This is a genomic window from Bacteriovorax sp. BSW11_IV (assembly GCF_000447755.1).
Taxonomy (GTDB): Bacteria; Bdellovibrionota; Bacteriovoracia; order Bacteriovoracales; family Bacteriovoracaceae; genus BSW11-IV.
Genome location: NZ_AUNE01000003.1, coordinates 1 through 24,484 on the forward strand (window position 1 = coordinate 1; position 24,484 = coordinate 24,484).

Below are 24,484 nucleotides of genomic sequence, written 5' to 3' on the forward strand. Positions count from 1 at the left end.
ACTCTATCGTATGCAACAAAATTTCATCAACGGTTTTACCCATGAACTTAAGACGCCAATTGCATCATTGAGATTGTTCTTAGATACTTTTTATAAGCATGAACTTCCGCGCCAAGAGCAGTTGAAATATATTGAATTTATGAAACGAGATACGGAGAGATTGGCCGACAATGTGGAGCAAATTCTTTATCTCGGGCGCATAGAGGATCGATCTTATAAAGGGGAAATGTCTCTTGTGGATCTTTCAAAATTCATGGAATCCCTAATTGAAAAGGCGAGACACCTGCACGAAGATTTAGAGATTAAAATTAAAAATAGTGGTGAGAATTGGTGTCATGTCGATCGAAAATTATTTGAGGCCCTCGTTCTCAATCTTATTTCTAATTCTGATCGCTATAAACAGTCTTCTTCTGGTCTTTTAGAAGTAGATGTCTTAGGAGAGGGCGCAAAAATCACCCTTAGCTTCAAAGACAATGGTATTGGGATTGATAAGAAATTTCATAAAAAGATTTTCAAGAAGTTTTTTCAAGTAGGTAAAAGCGCAAAAGGATCAGGACTAGGTCTCTATTTTGTCTGGCAGGTTGTTAAAATGCACAAGGGAAATATTAAAGTTGATAGTGAAGGCAAAGATTGTGGTTCATTATTTACTATCACGCTGCCAAGGGTGAAGTTTAATGACTAAAAAAAGAATTCTCGTTATTGAGGATGAAAAACATATTGCTGAAGGTTTAAAACTTAATTTGTCTTTGCAAGGTTATGACGTCTATGTCGAAAGAGATGGCATGAAGGGCCTTATGCATTGGAAGGCCAACAAACCAGATCTTCTCGTACTCGATTTGATGTTGCCAACTCTTGATGGCCACAAAATATTAAAGGCCATTCGCGAAATCGATCAAAGAGCACCTATATTAGTTCTTTCGGCCAAAGATCAGGCCAAGGATAAGGTAAGTTGTCTTTTAGATGGTGTTGATGATTATATTGCTAAACCTTTTGACCTTGATGAATTCCTTCTTAGAGTAAGAAGACTTATCCAACAATCAGAATGGTATAGTGCGATTCCTGAAGAAGGTAGTCCACAATTTGATGAGGCCTTAAAAGTTTTTCACTTTGGTCAAAGTAGTGTTGATCTTGAAAAACTTGTGGCAAAAACTCCAAGCGCCGAATTCACACTTACAGTTCAAGAAGCACAGGTCTTGCGTTTGTTTTTCTCAAATCCAGGAAGACCACTTTCAAGAAAAGAGCTCTTAGAATACGGTTGGGGATATGATGCAGAAACATCAACGCGAACCATCGACAATTTTATCGTCAGACTGCGTCGTTATTTTGAAGTTGATCCACGTGAACCAGCTCATTTTATCTCAATAAGATCGGTAGGTTACATCTTTAAACCCTAACTCAAAAAGGCGAATAATCGCCTCATTTCCTATTGTCATTAAAGCTGTGGCCTGTTAGGGTTAACTCCATATTTTTTACTTATTTCAAGGGAATATTTATGAGTTTAATGAGTGGAAAGAAAGTTCTCATTCTTGGTGTTGCTAACGATATGTCTATCGGTTGGGGGATTGCAAAAGCAATGAAGGCCCAAGGAGCAAGAATTGGGATGAGTTATTTAAACGAAGCTCTTCAAAAACGTGTTCAACCACTTGCTGATGAGATTGGCGCGGACTTTACTTTTGAAATGGATGTAACAGTTGATTCTCACTATGAAGCAATGAAAAAAGTTGTTGCTGATAATTGGGGAGAAGTTGATGTTATCGTACACTCACTTGCTTTTGCTGATAAGTCAGATCTAAAAGCAAGATTTTCAGATACAACAAGAGAAGGCTTCAAGATGGCCTGTGACATTTCAGCATTCTCACTAATTGGTGTTACAAATGCTCTTCGCGATATCCTTGCAAAAGATGCTTCAATTATGGCCATGACTTACCACGGCTCAGTAGCAGTTCTTAAAGGATACAACGTAATGGGTGTTGCTAAGGCCGCACTTGAATCTTCAATGCGCTACCTTGCAGATGACCTAGGTCCAGAAGGTGTTCGTGTAAATTGTATTTCTGCTGGTCCGATTAGAACTCTTGCAGCTTCAGGTGTTCCGGGCCTAAAGCAATTCTTAAAAGATGTTGAAGAAAAAGCACCTTTAAGAAGAAACGTAACTCAAGATGACGTAGGTAATACTGCTGTTTACCTTGCTTCTTCACTTTCAAATGGTGTTACAGGTCAAACGATCTACGTTGACTCTGGTATCAGCATTGTTGGGGCCTAGTGAATTATTCTAAGATTCTCGATGAGTTTCCCTTAGATTATTTTGTCCCACTGACAAATAATGAAAATCTAGAAGGTCGCCTAACTATTAATAAGTTGGGTGACTCTTTTAGCGTTGAGATCGATATTGTCCTTAAGGAGTCGAAGAAGATTTGGCGCCATGTGGACATCCTTTATAATAGAGAGTCCAAAGAAGACGCCATCGATCAGGGTGTAAGTCGACTTTCTAAGTACTTATCAGTTTTTAAACACTAAATTTTTTTCATTTCTTAGATACTTACACAGTGCCTTATGGTAAGGGGAATTGACTAATTTTCCTGGGGATCACCGTGTTTAAAAAAGTAATCTATTACTTCATCGATAATTCATTCGTTGTTAATCTCATCACAGCATTTCTATTGCTAGTGGGTGCGCTATGTTTATTTAGTGTCAAAAGAGATTTCATTCCTCCTTGGGAAATGAAAATGATCACAATTAGCGCGAGCTTACCTGGAGCAACGGCCAAGCAAGTTGAGTATTTTGTAACATATCCACTTGAAGAAAGTGTAACAAGCTTTCCTGGGATCTCTGAGATTAAATCAAATTCACAACCAGGGTCTACCTCTATCCAGATAATTCTTGAAGAGAGTTACAAAGAGGTAGATGAACTTGTTGAACTAGTAAAAGACAGTGTGGAAAACGTAAAGGCCAATCTTCCGAGTGATGTTGAGAATATTTCTGTAAAGAAAATGAAAATGACAGAGTTCTGGTTGGCCGAGCTTAATATTTTAAACTATGACTATCAAAATGAGGCCCATCGGTTAAGAGTGAATACTCTTGCTGATGATTTTAAAAAAATCCCAGGTGTCATAAAGGTCGATAACTCTGCACCGGTGCCTGCGGTTTTTGTTAAGTTCGACTTGAATAAATTATCTCGATTTCATCTTGACCTAAGAAGTATCCAAAGCAAGATCGTTTCCTACTTCCAGTTTTTACCAATTGGTCGAATTGAAAAAAGAGGAGAGACAATCAACGTTGAGGTCGCTCAAAATTTTAACGATGTCAAAGATCTAAATAATATGGTGGTCAGTGGAAATTCTTCTGGTCGCGTAATTAGATTAAAAGATGTTGCAAAAGTTAGTTTCAAGCAAGGAAAGGTTTCTGTTACTCAAACAGTTAATGGTGTGTCCTCTGTTGAACTAAGTCTCTATAAAGATGGTCAATCTGATGTTTTAAAGATTAACGAAAAACTTCAAGAGACTATTAAAAAGTTTAATGAAGAAGCTCCGATGGGACTGAAAATTATTGAGGCCGAAAATGGGGCCCATTTTATTCAACGACAACTCACTGTTTTAAATAGTAACGGGATCCTTGGTTTCATTCTTGTTTTTGTCACACTATTTGTATTTCTAGGAGCGAAAAATGCTCTTATGACGGCCATTGGTTTACCTCTTTCTTATATGACAACATTCATTACTCTTAGCTACTTTGGCGTTGGCCTTGATATCATCTCGGTTGTAGGGATGTTATTAGTTATTGGGATTCTCGTGGATGATGCCATTATTGTTGCTGAACAGTATGCACAGTATCTAGAGGCGGGAATGGAACCGCGAGATGCTGCTTATCAGGCCGTTCGTAAAACAATTATTCCAATTACAGGTGCCGTTCTAACAACAGTTGTGGCCTTTTTGCCGATTCTTCTTACTGATAGTGGAATTGGAAATGTTTTAAAAGGTATTCCTTTTGTCGTCATCTCGGCCCTTGTGATGAGTTGGTTTGAATGTTTTCTTATTTTACCAAATCACCTCGCTCATTATGTTAAGAAAGCTCCAAAACACAAAGAGTCGGGTGTCTTTGTTAAATTTAAATCTTTTTACCGCAAGTTTTTGGCGAAAGTTCTACGCTTTAGATATCTTGCCATTTTTTCTTTCGTGGCACTTATGATTGGGTCCTTTGTGTTGGCCCAGAAAAAAGTTCCTTTAAAATTTGATTTGAGAATTGGTAATGAAAGTTTACGAATTGTGGCCGTATTGAAAGAATCTGCTTCAATTGAAGAAACACAGGAGAAGTTAAAACCAATTTATAATTTGATTAAAGAAATTGATCCTTCTCGCTACACTGTTTGGGGTGGCATCACAGGAAGAACATGGGTTAATGGTGAGAGAAAAAAAGGAGAGAAGTATTCAAGCTTCTATATCTATTTTAGCCAAAATCATGAGAATTATATTCAGGACAAAGAGTTCATTGAGAAGTTTTTAAAAGAGCGCTTAGAGGCCCTTAAGACAGACGAGTTTGAAATTCTTAGTTTAGAAACAAGACGTGGTGGCCATGATAATGCCAAGGATCACGTTATTAATCTTTTCGTCGAAGGAAAAGACGATTTAAATGAAAATGTAATTGATCAAACAATTAGAGATCTTTCGCAAAATATTACTGGCTTTGATCGCGTTTATCGCGACCCCAACTTTATGGCCAAAGGTTGGGTGTTTCATCCAAATGAAGAAGTACTAAGTAGCTATGGTTTATCTCGCTTTGATTTGGCCCTATACATTCGTGGTCATATTGCAAAAAGTAATGTTGAAGAATTTAGAATGAAGGGCGAGAGAATTCAGGTTTATACTTATTTTAATGAAAATCCTGATGAGATTTCCTTCGAAGAGCTCTCTGGTATATCAATTGTTCTACCTAACGGTCGTACAGTCACACTTTCTTCACTAGGTGAATGGAAAGAAGAGAACTCTTTTGCACGTATCGAACATGAAAATCTTGTTAAGTCTTCGAAGTGGGAATTATCGTTTAAAGATGATCTTACGAAGAAAGAATTATTCAATGAGGCCATTTTGAAGATGCTTCCTGAGTTAAGAGCAAAATTTCCTACTGCTGTAATTAGAACTGATGATGCAGATATTGAAGCAAAGAAGAATAAAGAATCAATGTCAAAGATGGTTTTCATTTGTATTGCTCTCATTTTCTTTGTGCTTGCACTTATTCTTCAGTCAGTGGCCCAGCCATTATTAATTATCATGGCCATTCCTTTCGGACTTATTGGTGTGATCCTCGCTTTTTACGCACACGGTGAAACAATAAATGTTATGGCCATCGTTGGAATTATTGGTATGGCCGGTGTTGTTGTTAATGATTCACTTATTCTTGTTGATACAGTCAATCATTTGACAAGGTCCCTTGGTGAGCGCTCAAGACAGGTGATTATCAACGCCGCCATCATGAGATTGCGTCCAATTTTACTCACAAGTATTTCAACTCTTGGTGGGGTTCTTCCCATGGCCTATGCTATTGGTGGTGATGCTGGTTTTTCTAAAGCTCTGGCCCTATCGCTAGGTTGGGGGCTATGCTTTGCGACAATTCTTACGCTAGTTTTACTTCCTGCCTTTATTGAATGCTCATTTGATGTTCTCAATTTTTGGAATAGAAAATTTGGCAAAATGGACAAAAATTCAGTTGGCATGTCAGAAAAACGTCGCGAGAGTGCGATGAGTCAGTCATTGAATTGACATAGTTTTCTAAGTTTGACTTGTGTAATATCATGCACTTATGTAATTTGGACCTCGTGAAAAAGTTGGCACGAGGTTTGCTTATATATAGGTGTGTGTGTAGGAGCTTAGAAAAAAGGATTTTTTCAAACCTCCGTCGAATGTCTCTCAAAAAAGCCCGCGTCTGCAAACGCGGGTTTTTTTTTGTCTTTAAAGTGGGTTTGCATTTATTAGATTTTTACAATCCCAGTCTTTTTCACTGAACCATGAAAGTCTATGAACTTTTAGCATTGTTGGTCTTTTAGATTTATCAAATGTCAAAAAGGTATGAAGACTTGCTCCCTTGATTTTTATTTCATTAGAAAATAACTGATTATAAAGATAATCATCGTCTTCACTGTAAATATCAACTTGTTCTCCCTTGTTATTGAAATCTGCAATAGCTTCAGCACAATTTGGGTTTGTTTTATATCTAGTGTGATGATAATTGGTGATTCTCGAATAAAGAGAAACGCCATCTTCTCTTGTTTGTATTTGCTCAGAATTTGTTGTGAACTTAAAATCAATAACAAGCTTGTTGCAATGTTGTCCCTTTGAACTTAGATCAGAGACTTCATTTATTTGAACGACACAGATATTTCCAGTCGGTCTGTGGTTGTAATACTCTATGCCAAGATAGATGTCATTTGTCCAAACATCAATTAGGGCCGCGTGAGATGTTGTGATAATTGAAAGAAAAAGAAAAAGGATTTTCATTTGATTTACTCCTAGATTGCGATTCGTTTAAGTGCTGAATAATCGCAAAAATGAGAGTAAAAGAGGATGCAACATATTGTTGCATCCTAAGAGATTAGAATTAATATCTGAAGTGAATTTCTTGGAAAACGTGTTCGTTAATACGATCGCTGAAAAAGTCAGTTTTATTTCTTCCAAGAACTTTTGAAACCTTGCTGTAAGCATCAAACATTAAATCTAATCTTTGTTTGTAAAGTTTCTCTAGCTGTTTTCTCGTTTCAAAAACTTTTTTATTATCATACTTATCGGCCATGATCCCTTCAAAAAGAATAACTTTCAATTTGCGAATGTCTTGCTCGATCTCTTGATTTTTTACAAGAACATCGGCATGGATATTTGCAAATTTTTCTTTTTGCTCTGGAGTAATTCCTTTGGCGTGCTCTAGGACTTCATTCATTTTAGAAATCATCTCTGCACGTGTTTTAATTTGTGGCATTGAATTTTTTTCTGCTTCAATTTCTTTCTTAGTTTGAGATGCACATGAAACTGAAATAGTCGCAATTAAAAGAAGGTAAAATAATTTTTTCATAAATAATCCTTTTATGACGGTTGTCTGTCATAAAAGATAATAGGCCTTAGTTATAAAATAAACATGATCTAGGTCAATTTTGTGTTAAAACTTCATAAATTAAGGCACTGAGATAACGCGCACCTTTTTGCGATAATGTATCAAAGAGAGGATTGTATTCGTAGATGCCATAATAGTGCTGATTTTGATTTCTTAGTTTATACCAATTAAATATTTCACTTACAGTATGGCCAGGGATTCCGCGATGGTTAACAGCGCTAACGGCATCCATGACATCGCTCGAAATGGCATCACAATCAAGACTAAGAATAAAAGTATAGTCGCTATAGTCTTCTGTAATGGCATTCATGTAAGTACCAATTGATTCGGTGAAATTTTTTGTCCATTCTTTCATCAATGACTGTTCATAAATATCCATCCCTTTGCCGGGAAGTTCATTGTAGTTACTTTTTGCGTTAGCAAAATCATGGATTCCTAGTTGGATGAGTTTAAAGTCTTTTTTTGTTTCATTAGCAAATTGTCTAAAAGGTGTGCCAGAATGAAAAAGAGGGTCTACACGAGTATCTAGATGTGCATCAATATTGAGTACAAGGATTTTATCATGCTTAGTCTCAAGGGCCTTTAAAAGAGGGTAGATATGATCGTGTCCACCACCAATATGTATGACATTCTTAGAGTTTTTAGTTGAAAGTGAATTTTTAATATTCTCTATTTCAATTTTTTGAAGCTCATCGAAATTGTCATCGCAATTATCATTGATGACATTTGAGTAATTGAATGTCGTTTCTTTATCGAGATGATCGGCCAGTTTTTTGAAGACATTTATTATGGCATCTGGGCCATACTTTGCTCCACGACGACCACCATTGCGACAGACACCAATATCACTTTTTGCTAACAGAAATTGCGCAAGGCCTTGATCACTTTCTTTGAAATATTTTTCAAGTCTATCCTGTGATCTCGAAGAAAGTTGGTCAGGTATTCCTTTATAATCTTCGTTCATTTGCTCATCCTTTCAACAATAAAAATATCGTGTAATTACTTGTGATTACTTAAGCGCCAGTATACTATTAAATGATATTATGAGTGAAAAAGTTTGGTTTGTCGTAGAAAATAAGCATCAAGTCGGTCCTTTTAGCAGGTCCCAAATTATTGATATGATCAATAGTGGTGAACTTGATGGAAATGGTTTGGTTCGCCCAAGTGGTGCCCAAATGAAAGTCTCAGTGGCCAACACTGAGGAGTTCTCACATTTATTCTCTATGCCTGAACTTCCTTTTACTGATAATGATTCGCTGGATCTTCCTCCTCCATTGCCACCTCTTCCTTTTGACACGGCCGTTGCTCTACCTGAGTTTCCTGATATGCCTCAAACGCCAGAGTTTGAACAAATTCAAGAGCTAGAAGTTGAAATAGAGAAAGAGATTGAGTTAGAAAGTGCTCTGGAAGACGAAGATGTATACGAAGATGTCGATGAAGAATTTGAAGAAGATCTTGAAGACGATTTTGAATCCGCGCCAGACCAAGACGAGGATTATAGTGAACACCACGACACCACAGCACCTAATCTTCAGCTCCTAGACCTTGATGGAGAAAAAATCCCCCTTCAAGATCACGTTGAAAAAAGTCGTCTGAGTGATGTTAAAAGTATGGCCACCAATCCAGTCTTTGTTCTTGTGTGTGCAACCATCACAGTTGGTGTCCTTCTATATTCTTTTTATGTTGCTCAAAACTTTAAGAGTCAAAGTGTTGTTCCTAAAAATATCACTGTAGCAAAACTTAAAAAAATGCAAACAATAGCTGTTGCCGTAACGGGTGATAGAGAAATGTATATGGCCCTTACTCGTGATAAAAATGCCATTTGGCTTGCGACAAATATCATGAATGCCCAAAACTTTACGGCAACATTCAAGAGTGTAGATAAACAGATTTTAGGCCCTAGTGTTGTGGAGTTTACATCTAAGGCCTCTGGCATGGGTGCTTACGCTGAATTCAAAAAATTGAACTTTACGAAGGGAACTGAAATTATTCCTGGAGAATACGATGCTGTTGTCACTGTTGAAACGGGAAGTTTTTTTGAAAAACTTCAAAACTTCGGTAAAGACTCCGCGCCAATTGTTAAGAAGCTAAGAGTTCTCCTTCACCCGAAAGAGAATGAAGATTTTCTTCGTGATTTACAAAATTATCGTGATCGTATCAAAGAAAAAGAACTGAGACCTTTTAAAGAGCGTCTTGAAAAGTATCGTACTTTACTTAGTATGATTCAAAGAACTGATAAATCCTACTTTGCTTTTCTCGAAAAGGCGCTAAATGGTCAGAGTATCGAAGAATTTGAAAAGGAATATATCACTTCGATTTCCCCGCTATTTCAAAATATTGTCCTTGAGACTAATCGTAAATTGCTAGAGTATGAAAGGGTTTCTCATGGCGATGCTCAGTACTTTAAACAGATTATCGAAGATTATAGGGCCTACGGCGAAATGGTTAGTGATATGGTAACTATGACTGGAAATAAAAAATGGCTAAGAAAAAAGGCCAAGAGAGAACTGGAAGAAACATTTCGTACCCGTGTCAATGAACTCATTCAAAAGACACAGGTACAAATTCAAAATCTAGAGTCGCAGATCAATCAATTTTAAAGACCGAAAGCTCCGCCGCCTCATATCTTGTTGAGGCCACATATTTTTTTCCATCATTTTCAATTTTCGCTCCCCAATAAACGGGATCGTGTTCGAATATGGCCGTTAGTTTATTATCGCAAACAAAGTCTAAGAACTTTCTTTTGTACTCTGTCGTCACACCAGGGTTGATGTCATAGCCCATTACCCATGGAATATGGATGTGGTTTGAAGTTGGGATTAAGTCCGAAAGATAAATAAACTTTTCATCATAGGGGTGCATCAACCAAGGAGTGTGTCCAAATGAGCACTTGAACTTGATGTCACCTTCTTCCATGGCAATAATTGTTCCTTCTTCTCCGTCATGCCACTGCACCAGCTTATGCTCTTTGTACCACTCAATCATCGGATCAAAGTAGTGCATATGAAATGAACCAGCATCTCTTTCTGTTGGATTGTGAGCATACTCGTAGTGAGATTTATGTAAGTGAAGTTTTGCTTTTTGAAATACTGGCTCAATGCCATTTTGCGTTTGTTGACCTAGACCACCGATATGATCAAAGTGCATATGACTAATAATGATGTCTGTTACATCATCAGCTTTTAGGCCAATCTCGTTTAGGGCCTTAACGAGGGGAGACTTGGCCCCTCTTACATCAAAGTGCCCATCAAACTTGTCTCCGTGGTAATCGCCGATTCCAGTGTCTACAATAATGATTTTATTTTCTGTTTTAATAAGCTCTAAACGCAGCGCTAAATCAATACGATTGTCTTCATCGCTTGGATGTACTTTGTTCCATAATGGTTTTGGGATGATGCCAAACATTGCACCCCCGTCGAGCTTAAATTTTGCCGGTTGTAAGCAGTAATATTGTTTAGATTTTGTCATATAAATTGTCCTTTTATCCCTATTTTACACCTAATCTGAATAGTAGAGCAAAAAAATCAAGAGAATTCAACTTGTTATGAAGCGATGCTCCTAGTATGATGATGGCGACACGACTATTATGGGAACAAATTTGATTCCAAATTAAAAATCTTAGGAGTTTTTTTATGAACGTACACGAGTACCAGGCCAAGGAACTAATGAGAAATATGGGTCTCAGTGTCCTAGGCGGCCAGGTCGCAAAGACTGTGGACGAAGCAGTTGAAGGAGCTAAGAAGCTCGGTGGAAACATTTGGGTTGTTAAGGCGCAAATTCACGCAGGTGGTAGAGGAAAAGCTGGTGGTGTAAAGCTAGCGAAGTCATTAGATGAAGTAAAACTTCACGCTGAAGACATCCTTGGTAAAACACTTGTAACTCACCAAACTGGACCAGAAGGTAAGAAGGTTCTAACTCTTCTTGTTGAGGAAGGTTGTGACATCGATCACGAGTACTATGCTGGTGTCGTTCTTGATAGAGGAACTGGTAAAGTTACAATGATGGCCTCTTCTGAGGGTGGTGTTGAAATTGAAAAAGTTGCAGAAGAAACACCTGAAAAAATCATTAAAGTTGCTATCGATCCAGCAGCTGGTTTCACTCCATTCGTTGGTAGAAAACTTGCTTACGGTATCGGTATTAAAGATGCTAACGAAGTTAAAGAAGCTGCTAAATTCTTCAAAGGTCTATACGATCTTTATATGAAGTATGATTGCTCTGTTGCTGAGATCAATCCACTTGTTAAAACTAAGCAAGGGAATTTCATTGCACTAGATGCAAAACTTAACTTTGATGATAACGCTCTTTTTAGACACCCTGAAGTTGAAGCAATGATGGATCCAACTGAAGAATCTGAAAAAGAACTTGAAGCTAAGGAATTTGGACTTTCATATATTTCTCTAGATGGAAATATTGGTTGTCTAGTAAATGGTGCCGGTCTAGCGATGGGGACTATGGATATTATTAAACTTCACGGTGGTGAGCCAGCTAACTTCCTAGATGTGGGTGGTGGAGCTACTAAAGAAGCTGTTCAAAAAGCATTCTCAATCATTCTTTCTGACGATAATGTAAAAGCAATTCTTGTTAACATTTTCGGTGGAATTATGAAGTGTGACATCATCGCTGAAGGTGTTGTTGCTGCTGCTAAAGAACTAGGAATTCAGGTTCCACTTGTTGTACGTCTTGAAGGTACAAACGTAGCACTTGGAAAGAAACTTCTTTCTGAGTCTGGACTGAAAATTATCGCTGCTGACGATCTTGGTGATGCTGCTCAGAAAGTTGTAGCTGCTGCAAAAGGGGAGGCTTAATCATGGCCATTCTAATTAACAGAGACACAAAACTAATCACAATTGGTTTTACAGGTAAGCAAGGAACTTTTCACTCTCTTCAATCAAGAGATTACGGTACTAACTTTGTTGGTGGTGTAACTCCAGGTAAGGGTGGAACTGTTCATGAAGGTTTCCCTGTTTTTAATACAGTAAAAGAAGCTATGGAAAAAACTGGTGCTAATGCCGCTATGGTTATGGTTCCACCTCCATTTGCTGCTGACGCAATCCTTGAGTGTGTTGATGCTGGTATGCCACTAGTTATCGCGATCACTGAAGGGATTCCTATTTTAGATATGGTTAAAGTAAAGGCCGCACTAAAAGGAACTAAGACAAGACTTATTGGACCAAACTGTCCAGGTGTGATCACTCCAGGTGAGTGTAAGATCGGTATTATGCCAGGTCACATCCACATGCCAGGGAAAGTAGGTGTTGTTTCTCGTTCAGGTACTCTTACATATGAAGCTGTTTATCAGTTAACTCAAAGAGATATCGGTCAATCAACTTGTGTTGGTATCGGTGGAGACCCTGTAAATGGTACAAACTTCATCGACGTACTAGAGCTTTTTGAAAAAGATCCTGATACAGAAGCTGTAATTATGATCGGTGAAATCGGTGGTTCTGCTGAAGCTGATGCTGCTAGATGGATCCAGAAAAATATGACTAAGCCTGTTGTTTCTTTCATCGCTGGTGCTTCTGCTCCTGCAGGTAAGAGAATGGGTCACGCTGGTGCACTTATCGCTGGTGGAGACGATACAGCAGAAGCTAAGTTCAAAATCCTAGAAGAATGTGGTGTAACTGTTTCTCGTTCACCAAATGAACTAGGTCAAAAAATGGAAGAAGTTTTAAAAAATAGAAACTAATAAGCTTTTTTAAGGAGAGGTTTAAAAATGGAAAGAACACTTAGTATCATTAAGCCAAATGCTACAATTGATAACAATATTGGTAACATCATTAAGAAATTCGAAGACGAAGGTCTAAGAATTGCTGCTTGTAAACTTACAGTACTTTCAAAAGAAAAAGCTGAAGGATTCTATATTGAGCACAAAGAAAGACCTTTCTTTGGTGAGCTAGTTTCTTTCATGACTTCAGGTCCTGTAGTAATTATGGCACTTGAAGGTGAAAACGCAGTTGATAAAAACAGACAAATCATGGGTGCAACTAACCCAGCTGAAGCTGCTGAGGGAACTCTTAGAAAGCTTTACGCTAAGTCAATCGGTGAAAACGCTGTTCACGGTTCTGACTCTCTTCAATCTGCTGAAAGAGAAATTAACTACTTTTTCGACAAGAACGAAGTTATTTCACGTTTCTAATATGTTGAAATAGAGCCTGGTGTATGCCAGGCTTTTTTTTTGTCGAAAAAGCCTACGCTCCGGTGGCCCTCTTTGAGGCCCTCCTCGCTAGGTCGACAAGAACGAAGTTATTTCTAGATTCTAATAAATCTAAAATAAAAAAGGCCCGAGAGATCGGGCCTTTCTATTTTTTAAACCAACATTCTAATCTTTCGTTTAATCTGATTGTATCAACACGGCATTGATTTGATGGGTAGTCATCTAAGATTGTTTCTAACACAATCTCTTTACTAAGAACCTCGACACTTGCCCATTGTTCACTATCACTTTCATTAAAAAAATTAGCAAGACTCTGTGCCGTTTCATAGCGAATAATCTTTAATTCATTCTCATCTGCATTTTTGTAATATTTGGGCAAGCATACAGAAGTCGCAAAAAAATCGGCCTGTCCCTCTACAGAACCCCACGAGTTTTTCTCGTCCTGCACATGAGGTGCGCCACCGATAATGTGGCCAATCTCATGGCAAACACTAAATATCCAGCCCTTCTCATCCATATTCTTGTGGCGAGCAAGCCCACCCCATAGTGAGATAGCATAATGATTATTCGCAGGGTCCTCTTCTTGCTCAAAGCTTGTGATGGCCAAGGGAAGTCCACCTTTCCAAAATAGCTCAAGTTCTACAGGGTAATCTAAGCGCGAGAATTCATTCTTAAATAGGCCAAAGACTTCCGTTGATAGTTCCGTATAGGATTGTTCGGAGATCGCCGCAAATGAGCTTGTAATTGCCAATAGAGCAATGATGATGATCTTCATGGGACTCATCTATCATAATCATGGCAACTTCATAAAGAATTGAATTTTTTACGTATAAAAAGTGCAGATCATTGGTTGAAAAGCTCTTGGATATATTCTTCAAAGAAGCTCATGAACATTGTACCGCTAACAATATTTGAATGCATGAGAGAAAGAGGACGTCCCGTTTTTTCATCGATTTCGTTATTATGTCCTTTTCCTAAAGCACAATGGCCAAGTTCATGGTGGATGATTGACTGTTTAGTATCTTCGCCTACAGCATCCCAATAAGTTGTTTTGACGAGGATATCTTTTCTATTACCCCAAATAATACAAACAGCAATAAAAGAGCTATTTTCCTCAATTGAATCTACAAAGTTGATATTAATTGCTGAAGTATTAATTGAAAGACCTGTCTCTTGGTAGTAGTTGTCCTCGAAATCATTTTTGTAATTATCAAATGTCGGATCAGAGCTTGTAAAGGCCGAAACGTAATGGCTTGAAACTTTCGCATCTCCTTCCTCTAGCATTTTTCCACATGCACCCAAGATAAAACAAAGAAGTATGAGCTGGAATAGTTTCATAAGATCTCCCACAATCTTTATTTGATTATATGGAGATGAGAAGGGGGAGGAGTTTATATTTCAGTAAATTAAGGCCTAAGTAATTTAGACATCACCACATTTCAATAAGAACTGCGACCTTTAAGAATTCCTCTGGTTTTTCAACTTTGACTACATTTACTTTATTCAATTTAACTGGAGTTAATTGTGAAAAGCTTTACACATTTGAGAAGGGAGTTGCACATTTTCTAAAGCACTCCCTCACACTTAGAGAGGGAATTTTCAATTTAATCTTAATTTATTGATATTGCATAAGTGTAAATTAAATTAGCGCTAAAATAGAGGAATTAAGGAGAGTGTATGGAGATTCTTATTGGGATACTTGCAGTGTTTGCGCTGATTTTTCTTTATGATGTTTTCATTCAAAAAAAACGCGCGATCATTCACAACTTTCCCATAGTAGGTCACCTTCGCTATTTACTTATGCTCATTGGACCTGAACTTCGTCAGTATTGGGTTGCGAATGATAAGGAGGAGCAACCCTTTAACCGATCTGAAAGAGACTGGATATATTCATCTGCAAATAATGAAAATAACACTTTCGGTTTTGGGACTAGTGAGATCATCTACTCGGTGGGCTATCCCATTATTAAAAATGCAGGCATACCTTTTCCAGAACAAAAGGCCTTTAAGTTAAAAGAGGATCCCACTAGAATTCCTTGTCTAAAGACATTGGGGGAATTTAATAAGCGAGCAAAGGCGTATCGACCTTCATCAATCATAAATATTTCAGGAATGAGTTTTGGTTCCCTTGGAAAAAATGCCATTAGCGCTCTCAATAAGGGAGCTCTCCTTGCTGGATGTTATCACAATACAGGTGAGGGAAGTGTGAGTGATTATCATCTGCACGGAGCTGATATTATGTGGCAAATTGGAACGGGGTATTTTGGTTGTCGTAATCATGATGGGACATTCTCACTTGAAAAACTTGTCGCTCGTTGCACTGAAGTTCCAAATATAAAGGCCATCGAAATCAAATTATCTCAAGGAGCAAAACCTGGTAAGGGTGGTATACTTCCCGCAGCAAAAATAACTCCTGAGATTAGTAGAGTGCGAGATATTCCTATGGGTGTGGATTGTATGTCTCCCAACTCCCATACCGAATTTTCTAATGCGAGTGAACTTGTCGATTTCATCGAAAAAATTGCAAGTGCTACAGGTCTTCCTGTCGGAATTAAATCGGCCATTGGACAAGATAATTTTTGGTATGAACTTGCTGATATTATGAAAGAGAGAAATTGTGGACCAGACTTTATAACAATTGATGGAGGAGAAGGGGGAACGGGGGCCGCTCCTTTGACTTTTGCAGATCACGTCTCCCTTCCTTTTAAAATTGGATTTTCAAGAGTCTATCAGATATTTCAAAAGAAGGGGATTAGTCAGCGCATTGTTTGGATTGGTTCTGGGAAATTGGGTTTTCCCGATAGATCAATTATCGCCATGGCCTTAGGTTGTGATATTATTCATATAGCTAGAGAAGCGATGTTAAGTATAGGTTGTATTCAAGCGCAAAAGTGCCACACTGGACACTGCCCGGCCGGAATTGCGACTCAAAATAAATGGCTTGAGGCCGGAGTAAACGTTGAAGAAAAAGGCGTGAGCTTTAAAAATTATATTTATCATCTTCGCAAAGAGCTGTTACAACTTTCACATGCGGCCGGGTATGAACATCCTTGCCAGTTTAAAGGTAGCGATATTGAATTTAGTTCAGGGGTGAATAAGTTTTCAACTTTATCTGATATATTCGGCTACGAAAAAGATGATCCTCAATTTATATCAATGAAAGAATATTTGTTAGAGAAAAAGACAAATTAAAATTAGGGCAATGTCATGAAAGCAAAACTATCACTACTACCAATATTTACGTTTCTTGCTATTTTCATTGGAGTGGGAAGTTACCTTCATGCTCAGGGTGTAGACTATGCATTCTATCAATTCCCTGCACCTGTCGCGATTATCCCAGCTCTTATTTTGGCGGTTATTTTAGGAGGGAAGGATTTAACTTCAACTCTTGATACTCTAGTTCGAGGAGCTGGAAATAAAGATATTATTTCAATGTGCTTAATCTATCTTCTGGCCGGGGCCTTTGCCGTTGTTTCCAAGGCCTCAGGGGGAGTGGACTCCACTGTCAATTTTGGATTGAGTATCATTCCTCTGCAATTTATCATTCCAGGTCTTTTTGTAATTGCTGCCTTCGTGTCAACAGCTATGGGGACTTCGATGGGAACAATCGCTGCGATCTCACCGATTGCTTACGCTCTTGGTGAGAAGACGGGAATTGACATGAGTCTTCTGGCCGGTGTTGTTTTAGGTGGCTCAATGTTTGGAGATAATTTATCGATAATTTCTGATACAACTATTGCAGCCACTCGTTCACAGGGCTGTGCTATGAAGGATAAGTTTAGAGAGAATATTTATATTGCTCTTCCTGCGGCCATAATCACAATTCTCTTTCTATTTACAATTCCAGTAGAAAACTTATCTTTAAAAATCGAAGATTATCACTTTATTAAAATTGCCCCATATCTGGCGATTTTAATCTTAGCACTTCTGGGGATAAATGTTTTCGTGGTGCTTATGACGGGAGTTCTCTTTGCGGGCATCGTGGCCATGTCTGGGGTGAAAGATTATAGCTATCTGAAATTTTCTCAAGATATCTTTGAAGGCTTCAAATCAATGCAGGAGATTTTTCTTCTCTCCATGTTTATTGGGGCATTGAGTGCAATTGTTAAATCGCAAGGAGGAATGAAGGTTCTACTTTATCCTATTGAAAAGGCCATCATTAAAGCTTCGGCCAAAAAAGGGCCACTTTCTAATCTTGTGAAAGAGTTTGGGGTTAGTATTATGGTATCGATTGTTGATATTTGTACTGCTAATAATACAGTGGCCATTATTGTCACTGGTCCATTGGCCAGAGAGATTGTTGATAATCATGGCCTAAGCCCACGTCGCTCAGCGAGCTTAATGGATGTCTTTAGCTGTGTTTTTCAAGGCCTTATACCTTATGGTGCCCAGGCCCTATTGGTGGCGAGCTCATTTAAGCTCTCGCCATTTGAAGTCACGGCCACGGCCTATTACTGCTGGGTGCTCGCTTTTGTTGCTGTCATAAATATTATTTATGTTTCATACCGAAAAAGTGCCTCATTTTAGGCCTTGAGTAGCGTCATATCATACTGTTTTCATGGGGCGTATTTGAAAAAAGTGCCCCTTATAACAAGGTCATGGCCGTTTCATCTATTTAAATTCTACAGTCCTGTAAACTTTTCAAACTTCATTGAGAAGAGGGGTGCGTTGCGGTATAACAAATTCGATTTATCTGTTATGGAGGTCGAAATGTTTAAAATTGGCGATCATGCTGTTTGTCCAGGCCATGGTGTGGGACAAATTTGTGATATCGAGGAGCGAGACTTCGGTGGGCAGAAGAAATACTTCTATATCATCAAGATTATTGCCAATGGGATGACTGTTATGGTGCCAACTGACAGCGAGACTGGCGTACGCGGTCTTGTTGACGATGGTGAAATTGATGCTGTTTACGAGCTATTAGGTGACCATGACGTAAAAGTTGATAACTCAACTTGGAATCGTCGTTATAGAGATTATATGACAAAACTTAAAACGGGATCGATCATTGAGATCGCTGACGTCTTAAGAGCACTGTTTCTTCTTAAACAAAAAAAGAATCTAAGCTTTGGCGAGAAGAAGATGTTAGAGCAGTGTCGTGATCTTATTTCCCAGGAAATTTCCCTATCAAAGGGAGTCGATAAGAAAGAAGTCGACGGCAATCTCGATTCATTTTTTAATTAATTAAAGGCCACTTAAAGGTGGCCTTTTTTTATGTCTTTCTTTTAAAATGGTCTCGTGAATACAAAATCTCCCTTTAAATTAAAATCTAAGTTCGATCCTTGTGGTGACCAGCCTGAGGCCATTCGTGCGCTTGTAAAGGGATTTGAAGAGGGGAAAAAGGAGCAAACACTCCTAGGTGTAACAGGTTCTGGTAAAACGTTTACCATGGCCAATGTCATCCAAAAACTTGGCAAAAAAACTTTGGTGTTGGCCCATAACAAAACTTTGGCCGCACAGCTTTATGCTGAGTTTAAAGAATTCTTTCCTGAAAATGCAGTAGAATACTTTGTCTCTTACTATGACTATTATCAGCCCGAGGCCTATGTGCCTGGGTCAGATACTTACATTGAAAAAGATTCGTCCATTAATGATGAAATTGATAAGCTTCGTCACGCGGCCACTCGGTCTCTTTTAGAGCGTGAAGATGTTATCATTGTGGCCAGTGTGAGTTGTATCTACGGTATAGGTTCTCCTGAAGAATATTTTAATCAAAGAATTGATTTATTTGTTGGTGATATTGTCGATCGCGACGAATTGTTAAAGCGTCTTGTTGCCATTCAGTTTGAAAGAAACGATGTGGATTTTTCTCGTGGTAAGTTTAGAGTTCGCGGAGATGTTGTAGAAGTGTTTCCGGCCCACGAAGAAAGTGATGTTGTTCGTATAGAATTTTTTGATGATGAAATTGAATCAATCTCCATGGTGGATCCACTGCGTGGGAGAGTGTTAAATCCTTTAAAGAAAATTTCAATCTATCCAAAATCACATTATGTTGTTGGCGAGGAAAGATTAGAAGAAGCAATTGAGACAATTAAAATTGAACTTCGTGAAAGACTTACTGAATTGCAAGAACAAGAAAAACTTGTAGAAAGGCAAAGACTTGAGCAAAGAACGATGCTCGATCTTGAGATGTTAGAAGAAATGGGTTTTTGTTCTGGGATTGAAAACTACTCTCGCCATATGACTGGCTCTAAAGCTGGTGAGCCACCTCCAACATTAATAGATTATTTCAAAGATGATTACCTTCTTATAATTGATGAGTCTCACATAACAGTCTCTCAGGTCGGAGGTATGTTCAGAGGGGATAGGGCGAGAAAAGAAAATCTTGTGAACTATGGTTTTCGTCTGCCAAGCGCTCTAGACAATAGGCCATTAAACTTCAAAGAATTTGAAGAGAGAAAAGATTATGTTCTCTATGTTTCTGCCACTCCTGCAGATTATGAGTTAGAGCACTCGGGTGGAGAGTATGTAGAACAGATTATCAGACCAACTGGTTTGTTAGATCCTAATATTGAAGTTCGCGATGCCAGTGACCAAGTTGATGACTTATTAGTAGAAGCTAAAAAAGTTATCAAAGAAGGCTTTAGAGTTCTTGTGACGACTTTAACTAAAAAATTGGCCGAAGAACTAACCAGTTACTACCAAAGTGTTGGTATGCGCATTCGCTACCTTCACTCGGATATTGATACAATTGAAAGAATGGAAATTATCCGCGATCTTCGCTTAGGTGAGTTCGATATTCTGGTTGGAATCAATCTATTACGAGAAGGATTAGATATTCCGGAAGTGGCACTTGTTGGTATTTTAGATGCAGACAAAGAAGGGTTTTTGCGTTCTGAAAGATCACTTATTCAGACCATTGGACGAGCTGCTAGAAATAGCGAGGGACGTGTTCTTCTTTATGCTTATAAAGAAACGAAAAGTATGGCACGCGCCATTAGTGAAACTAAGCGAAGAAGAGATATTCAAGAGCAGTACAATACTGATCATGGTATTACGCCGACAACTGTTAAAAAGTCTGTTTCTGGTGGAGTCATTGAAACACTTAGAGGCAATAAGAAAAAATCTAAATCCAAAAAAGATGTTCAAAAAGAAGTACTTTCACTGAACTCTCTCGATCAAAAAATAGCTGAACTTCAAATTTTAATGAAGGAATATTCTCGCGATTTGGAATTTGAAAAGGCCGCCGAAGTTCGTGATGAAATCAAGTCATTAAAAGAAGCTAGACTTCTCCTTTCATAGTTATTTATTTAATTTTTCATACATTTAAATAGTTTTTATATCATAAGAATTGTGATTTAAATTTATTTAAACACCTAAAATTATATCAAAAATAAATTATTTTAATCATGAAAAAGTGATGATTCTCATTTTCTTTCCTATGACGCAAATGTATAAGCCTCCTAAATAATTTACCCGTAACTTTAACGCTCAACTTTAAAGGAGTCGCGATGAAAAAGTTTTTATTGGCAGCCGTAATGGTTTTCAGTGCTCTATCTGCACAGGCCGTTAGCTTAACGTTCAAATTCGAAGTTTCTTCTTCAGGAACATCTCTTTATGCTTGTAACGCAGGTCTTAAGCACCTTGGTTACTCAACAAGAGTTTGTTATGAAAGAGCTAACCCAACTGTTTCTTGTAACCCTGCTCTTTGTGAGGAAGGTCAAGCGTGTAACTGTGTTTGTACAGGTGGTTTTGATGCTACTACAAATACATCTCGCGGAGATGGTGAGTACAGACTTGATTTCATGAGTGCTCGTGTTGCTAATTGGTCAGACAATGGTGAACTTCCAACTAATATCAGAAATATCAACAAAACAGCTGCAACAGCTCAGTACAATACTGTTGTAGAAGAAGCTGATAAATTCTCTAACCAACTTCTTAACCTAAGCTTCGAGCTAGGTTCTGAAAGATATGGTGCTGAGTACTACGTAGATGTATGTTTCAGAGCGCCACAAATCACTTACCCAGGTTCATACAACAACAGTGACAAACTTAACTGGGGTGTAGATCTATCTGCAACTATTACTGACATCGCAGGTGATAACGACACATATGAGTGGGATCTTGGAACTACTGATACAGTATACCACCAAACTCCATACTACACACTTGCTGGTCTAACAGCTGAAGCTACTCTTTACTGTAAAACTAAGTCTGGTGAAGTCATCAGCAAAGTATACGGTGCTAGAACTTTCGACGCTGGTCAACTTGCTAACTTTGTAAAAGGTTACAACATGGCAAAAGACCTTAAGGGTTGTTATGTTCGTTACACTTTCAAAGAGACAAACAGAGAAGGTCTTACAAGTGTAAGAAAGTGGAAGAAGCAACAAGCTAGAGTTTGTACTTACTCTTCTTTCAACGAAGTTGCTGAATAATTTATTTTCAAAATAAATAAATGGCCCAGGGGAAACCTTGGGCCAATTAAATGGGTCGTTATGATTAGAATTCTTATTTGCTTTCTTTTATCATTTAAAGCTCTCGCATGTACTGATGTGTTGGTTCCTAGCGAGTTGAATATGGCCCTAGATCCTAAAAATGAATCTTTCTATTTCTATAATGATCTCAGAGCGATTCATGACAGACCAAGTATAAGCGCAGAGAATTGTTTCAAAACAGCAGCTTCAAATAAGTACTTGATGTTTGCCGTTTCACTAGAGAACTTTGTTTTATCTGATGAATTTCTAACTTACTCGATTAATGATGATTTAACGATGCAAGGGGATTCTTGTTCGTTAAAGAATTCACCAGTTGAAAAACTTCAAACTAAAGATGAGCGCAATCAAAGACTAAGAGATAGAAGAGATCTACTTAATAGCTGTATTGTATATCAAGTTACTGACTTCTCTAAAGCAGGACTTGTTTATCCCGAAAAACAACCAGGTTGTTCAGTTGAGCGTATTTCAAATAATGCGGCCAATTTTAAAGGACCATTTTGTTTTTTTAAGCCAAATGTAGATAGCTCAATTGTACTTAGCTTTGATGTGGCCCCTGAATGTTTAAGTTATGACTTTTTCAGATCAAATAAAATTAAAACATCTGATGCTCTTGGGATGCTTGCTATTTATGAAGCAGGTGATGCAAGTGGGAAGAGTTCGGATTTAACGGCCTTAAAACAGCTTCCATTTAGAGTGTCAGTAAATGCTGATGAAAATGTTGTAAAAACAAATAGTGATATCGGTGATAAGAGACCAACATGGCCAACAACATGGCCCGTTTCAAATCTCTTTTTAGCTGAACCAAAAATTGTTAACTCTTCAACGACATATGATGAAATCTATTTTCCCATTTTTGTCTCAAATATTTGTGAAAGAAAATGTGTTAATGATCTTTGCTCATCAGCATGTGATTACTCACAACCAGTAGTTGCTGAGTACGCACTTTATGAAAATGTTAAGGGAAAAAAATCTCTTGTAACAGCTTGGTTTGATGGTGGGGTTGCTCCTGCAAATTGGCAAGGTATTTTGCAAGGTGTTGGGGCGAAACTTCAAAAGGGACTTCTTGTTCCTGAAGTTAAGTATACTGTTGAAATCAACTTTAAAGATCAAGAATTAAACTATCTAGGGCTTAAGGGAAGAATCGAAAAACAAATTAGAATGAATCCAAATCAAATTCCTGGAATGAGACATGGTGGTACTTCAATTAATGAGATTCCAACATTCAATAATATTGGAGAAATTGGAAAACTTCCGTTGATTAAAGATATCCAAGGGATTTACTTTAACGGAAAAGGCTTCACAGGTGTTAAAGACGCTCTTCGTTCTATATCACGATTCTTTAAGAGTTCTTTTTGGCCACCGTATTTTGAAGAAGTTTGTAATGGCAACTCGTGTGTTAAGAACGATAAATATGTTGGGAAGCTTATTCTAGATTTTACATTAATAGAAAAAAATAAAAAACTAAAAGTTAGTGAATATACATTCAGTCGCGAAGGAACATTTTTTGGAAATACAAGATATGAAAATTATCAGTTTCCGAAAAAAGATTGTGGCTTTGGAACAAATGACGACGAAGAAGAACTTCCGGATTTTGATTTTTAATTATGCTTAAACTGATTGTAGCTTTATTTATTTTTTCATTCACGGCCCACGCTGGCAATAGTTGTCCTTCGTATAAGGCACAAGTTTGTCACGCCGGAAGCTCAGTGAACCCTCATTATGTTGACATTTGCGTCAGCTTCTCCGCTCTTTGGGGGCATTTCACAACAGACGAATACGACTATTATGGACCATGTCGACTGAAGAATCTTAAAGATCCCTACGTATGTAATGCAGGGATGAGACATAAAGATGCTCAAACTCAAGTCTGTTATACAATTGAAAATGATGAGATTCATTATGTGAACGAATGTGGTGATTCTTATAATTGTTATTGTTCACCGGCCGAAGTCGCTAACCAGTTTGACTTCTTTTCATATGTTCTCGGGGACTTTAATCCCTTTGATGAGTCTATTCAAAATGTAAGAACTCAAAATACGTCAGCAGGTAAAGATACTTACAACGTTGCAACTTCTAATCCTCTATGGACAAGACTTATCACAGACAATGGTTTGTCCTTCAATCTTGGTACTGAAAGAATGAATGGAGAGTATTTTGTTGATATGTGTTGGGTTAATACGACTGGTGTTGATCAATACTCGCTTGATTTCAATATTAATTCAATTATTGAATCTGCTGAGCATAATGGTGATAGCTATCCTGTTGCTTCAGGGCTTGTGACTAAATTTCAATTGCTATGCGATTACAATATTGATGGTCAGTATAATTCGAATTCTTTAACACTTGTTAAAGATACTGGTTACTCATCGTTCTCAGTAGGTTCATTTTTTGGAATGAATTATAAAGTTGAAAATGCTGAATATTGTATACTTCGTCAAAAGTTAATGGAAACTAAGCCTGAATATTTAAGACCACATGACCTTAAAAAGATCGTGGTTCAAAATAATATGAAGGCTGAAGTTCAAGAGTACAATGAAGGACCAATTCAAATTTGTAATGTTCAGGCCAATAAAAAGAATGGAACGATTGAATCTACACCACCAATGACAGATGTTATGAAGTTTCAGTTCTCAAATAATGGATATACTTGTACACAACTTGAATTTCGCGACACAGATCACTTGAGACATTATCTCGTGACCTATGGGAAACAAAACGAATTTTTAAAAATACATCAACACGATTACGTTGGAATTTGTAATAATACATGCGGCCCAATTCATGGGAATGGTGCCAATTAGGG

General features: G+C 37.9%; 22 protein-coding genes. 16 read left to right on the top strand and 6 right to left on the bottom strand.

Features of this window, described 5'->3' with window-relative positions; genetic code table 11:
- From M899_RS00400 to M899_RS00420, 5 genes are all read left to right on the top strand, one after another.
- A partial coding sequence (locus tag M899_RS00400) for a sensor histidine kinase (RefSeq protein WP_034727133.1) occupies window positions 1–682 on the top strand: 682 nt, incomplete at its 5' end.
- Complete coding sequence (locus M899_RS00405; RefSeq protein ID WP_021269428.1) at window positions 675–1,394, top strand: response regulator transcription factor; 720 nt, start codon at window positions 675–677, stop codon at window positions 1,392–1,394. The genes M899_RS00400 and M899_RS00405, both read left to right, overlap by 8 nt.
- A gap of 98 nt (window positions 1,395–1,492) precedes the next feature.
- Window positions 1,493–2,260 (top strand): enoyl-ACP reductase FabI, encoded by a 768-nt coding sequence (locus M899_RS00410; RefSeq protein WP_021269429.1) that lies wholly within the window; start codon window positions 1,493–1,495, stop codon window positions 2,258–2,260.
- Entirely contained in the window at window positions 2,260–2,514 is a 255-nt protein-coding gene (locus M899_RS00415; protein WP_021269444.1) for a hypothetical protein, read from the top strand. Before M899_RS00410 ends, M899_RS00415 begins: the two co-directional genes overlap by 1 nt.
- Window positions 2,515–2,588: 74 nt before the next feature.
- Entirely contained in the window at window positions 2,589–5,750 is a 3,162-nt protein-coding gene (locus tag M899_RS00420; protein ID WP_021269476.1) for an efflux RND transporter permease subunit, read from the top strand.
- Window positions 5,751–5,939: 189 nt separating this feature from the next.
- Here the strand turns inward: M899_RS00420 and M899_RS00425 are convergent, their stop codons facing one another.
- From M899_RS00425 to M899_RS00435, 3 genes are all read right to left on the bottom strand, one after another.
- A complete protein-coding gene (locus M899_RS00425) occupies window positions 5,940–6,485 on the bottom strand; it encodes a hypothetical protein (protein WP_021269425.1) in 546 nt (181 codons plus the stop codon).
- 100 nt (window positions 6,486–6,585) lie between these two features.
- Entirely contained in the window at window positions 6,586–7,053 is a 468-nt protein-coding gene (locus M899_RS00430; RefSeq protein WP_021269417.1) for a Spy/CpxP family protein refolding chaperone, read from the bottom strand.
- 73 nt (window positions 7,054–7,126) lie between these two features.
- Window positions 7,127–8,056: an arginase family protein gene (locus M899_RS00435; RefSeq protein WP_021269415.1), complete on the bottom strand. Its 930-nt coding sequence runs from the start codon at window positions 8,054–8,056 to the stop codon at window positions 7,127–7,129.
- 79 nt (window positions 8,057–8,135) lie between these two features.
- Between M899_RS00435 and M899_RS00440 the strand changes: the two genes are divergently transcribed.
- Window positions 8,136–9,692, top strand: coding sequence for a DUF4339 domain-containing protein (locus M899_RS00440; protein WP_021269502.1), 1,557 nt, complete (start codon window positions 8,136–8,138; stop codon window positions 9,690–9,692).
- Here the strand turns inward: M899_RS00440 and M899_RS00445 are convergent.
- Entirely contained in the window at window positions 9,679–10,560 is an 882-nt protein-coding gene (locus M899_RS00445; RefSeq protein ID WP_021269448.1) for an MBL fold metallo-hydrolase, read from the bottom strand. The genes M899_RS00440 and M899_RS00445 overlap by 14 nt on opposite strands.
- A gap of 164 nt (window positions 10,561–10,724) precedes the next feature.
- Between M899_RS00445 and sucC the strand changes: the two genes are divergently transcribed.
- Genes sucC through ndk form a run of 3 tightly spaced genes read left to right on the top strand, consistent with a single transcriptional unit; the run spans window position 10,725 to window position 13,228 of the window.
- Window positions 10,725–11,897 carry an ADP-forming succinate--CoA ligase subunit beta gene (sucC, locus tag M899_RS00450; protein ID WP_021269480.1) on the top strand — a complete coding sequence of 391 codons (1,173 nt, stop codon included), beginning with the start codon at window positions 10,725–10,727 and terminating at the stop codon, window positions 11,895–11,897.
- Window positions 11,898–11,899: 2 nt separating this feature from the next.
- Window positions 11,900–12,778 (top strand): succinate--CoA ligase subunit alpha, encoded by an 879-nt coding sequence (sucD, locus tag M899_RS00455; protein WP_021269485.1) that lies wholly within the window; start codon window positions 11,900–11,902, stop codon window positions 12,776–12,778.
- A gap of 27 nt (window positions 12,779–12,805) precedes the next feature.
- The gene (ndk, locus tag M899_RS00460) at window positions 12,806–13,228 is read left to right on the top strand and encodes a nucleoside-diphosphate kinase (RefSeq protein WP_021269419.1); all 423 of its coding nucleotides are present in this window, start codon (window positions 12,806–12,808) and stop codon (window positions 13,226–13,228) included.
- A gap of 163 nt (window positions 13,229–13,391) precedes the next feature.
- Here ndk and M899_RS00465 read toward each other — a convergent pair whose 3' ends face one another.
- Window positions 13,392–14,021, bottom strand: coding sequence for an ImmA/IrrE family metallo-endopeptidase (locus tag M899_RS00465; RefSeq protein WP_021269422.1), 630 nt, complete (start codon window positions 14,019–14,021; stop codon window positions 13,392–13,394).
- A gap of 68 nt (window positions 14,022–14,089) precedes the next feature.
- The gene (locus tag M899_RS00470; protein WP_021269433.1) at window positions 14,090–14,584 is read right to left on the bottom strand and encodes a hypothetical protein; all 495 of its coding nucleotides are present in this window, start codon (window positions 14,582–14,584) and stop codon (window positions 14,090–14,092) included.
- A gap of 339 nt (window positions 14,585–14,923) precedes the next feature.
- Here M899_RS00470 and M899_RS00475 point away from each other — a divergent pair, with 339 nt between their 5' ends.
- The 7 genes from M899_RS00475 (at window position 14,924) to M899_RS00505 (ending at window position 24,482) form a co-directional block, all read left to right on the top strand.
- Window positions 14,924–16,438 carry an FMN-binding glutamate synthase family protein gene (locus M899_RS00475; protein ID WP_021269451.1) on the top strand — a complete coding sequence of 505 codons (1,515 nt, stop codon included), beginning with the start codon at window positions 14,924–14,926 and terminating at the stop codon, window positions 16,436–16,438.
- A 15-nt stretch (window positions 16,439–16,453) separates the two neighbouring features.
- Complete coding sequence (locus M899_RS00480) at window positions 16,454–17,773, top strand: Na+/H+ antiporter NhaC family protein (RefSeq protein WP_021269497.1); 1,320 nt, start codon at window positions 16,454–16,456, stop codon at window positions 17,771–17,773.
- Between the two features lie 183 nt (window positions 17,774–17,956).
- Entirely contained in the window at window positions 17,957–18,430 is a 474-nt protein-coding gene (locus M899_RS00485; RefSeq protein WP_052610285.1) for a CarD family transcriptional regulator, read from the top strand.
- A 54-nt stretch (window positions 18,431–18,484) separates the two neighbouring features.
- A complete protein-coding gene (uvrB, locus tag M899_RS00490; RefSeq protein WP_021269456.1) occupies window positions 18,485–20,488 on the top strand; it encodes an excinuclease ABC subunit UvrB in 2,004 nt (667 codons plus the stop codon).
- A 209-nt stretch (window positions 20,489–20,697) separates the two neighbouring features.
- Entirely contained in the window at window positions 20,698–21,621 is a 924-nt protein-coding gene (locus M899_RS00495; protein WP_021269460.1) for a hypothetical protein, read from the top strand.
- A gap of 60 nt (window positions 21,622–21,681) precedes the next feature.
- Complete coding sequence (locus tag M899_RS00500; protein ID WP_021269452.1) at window positions 21,682–23,283, top strand: hypothetical protein; 1,602 nt, start codon at window positions 21,682–21,684, stop codon at window positions 23,281–23,283.
- A 2-nt stretch (window positions 23,284–23,285) separates the two neighbouring features.
- The gene (locus tag M899_RS00505) at window positions 23,286–24,482 is read left to right on the top strand and encodes a hypothetical protein (protein WP_034727141.1); all 1,197 of its coding nucleotides are present in this window, start codon (window positions 23,286–23,288) and stop codon (window positions 24,480–24,482) included.
- Window positions 24,483–24,484 lie beyond the last annotated feature (2 nt).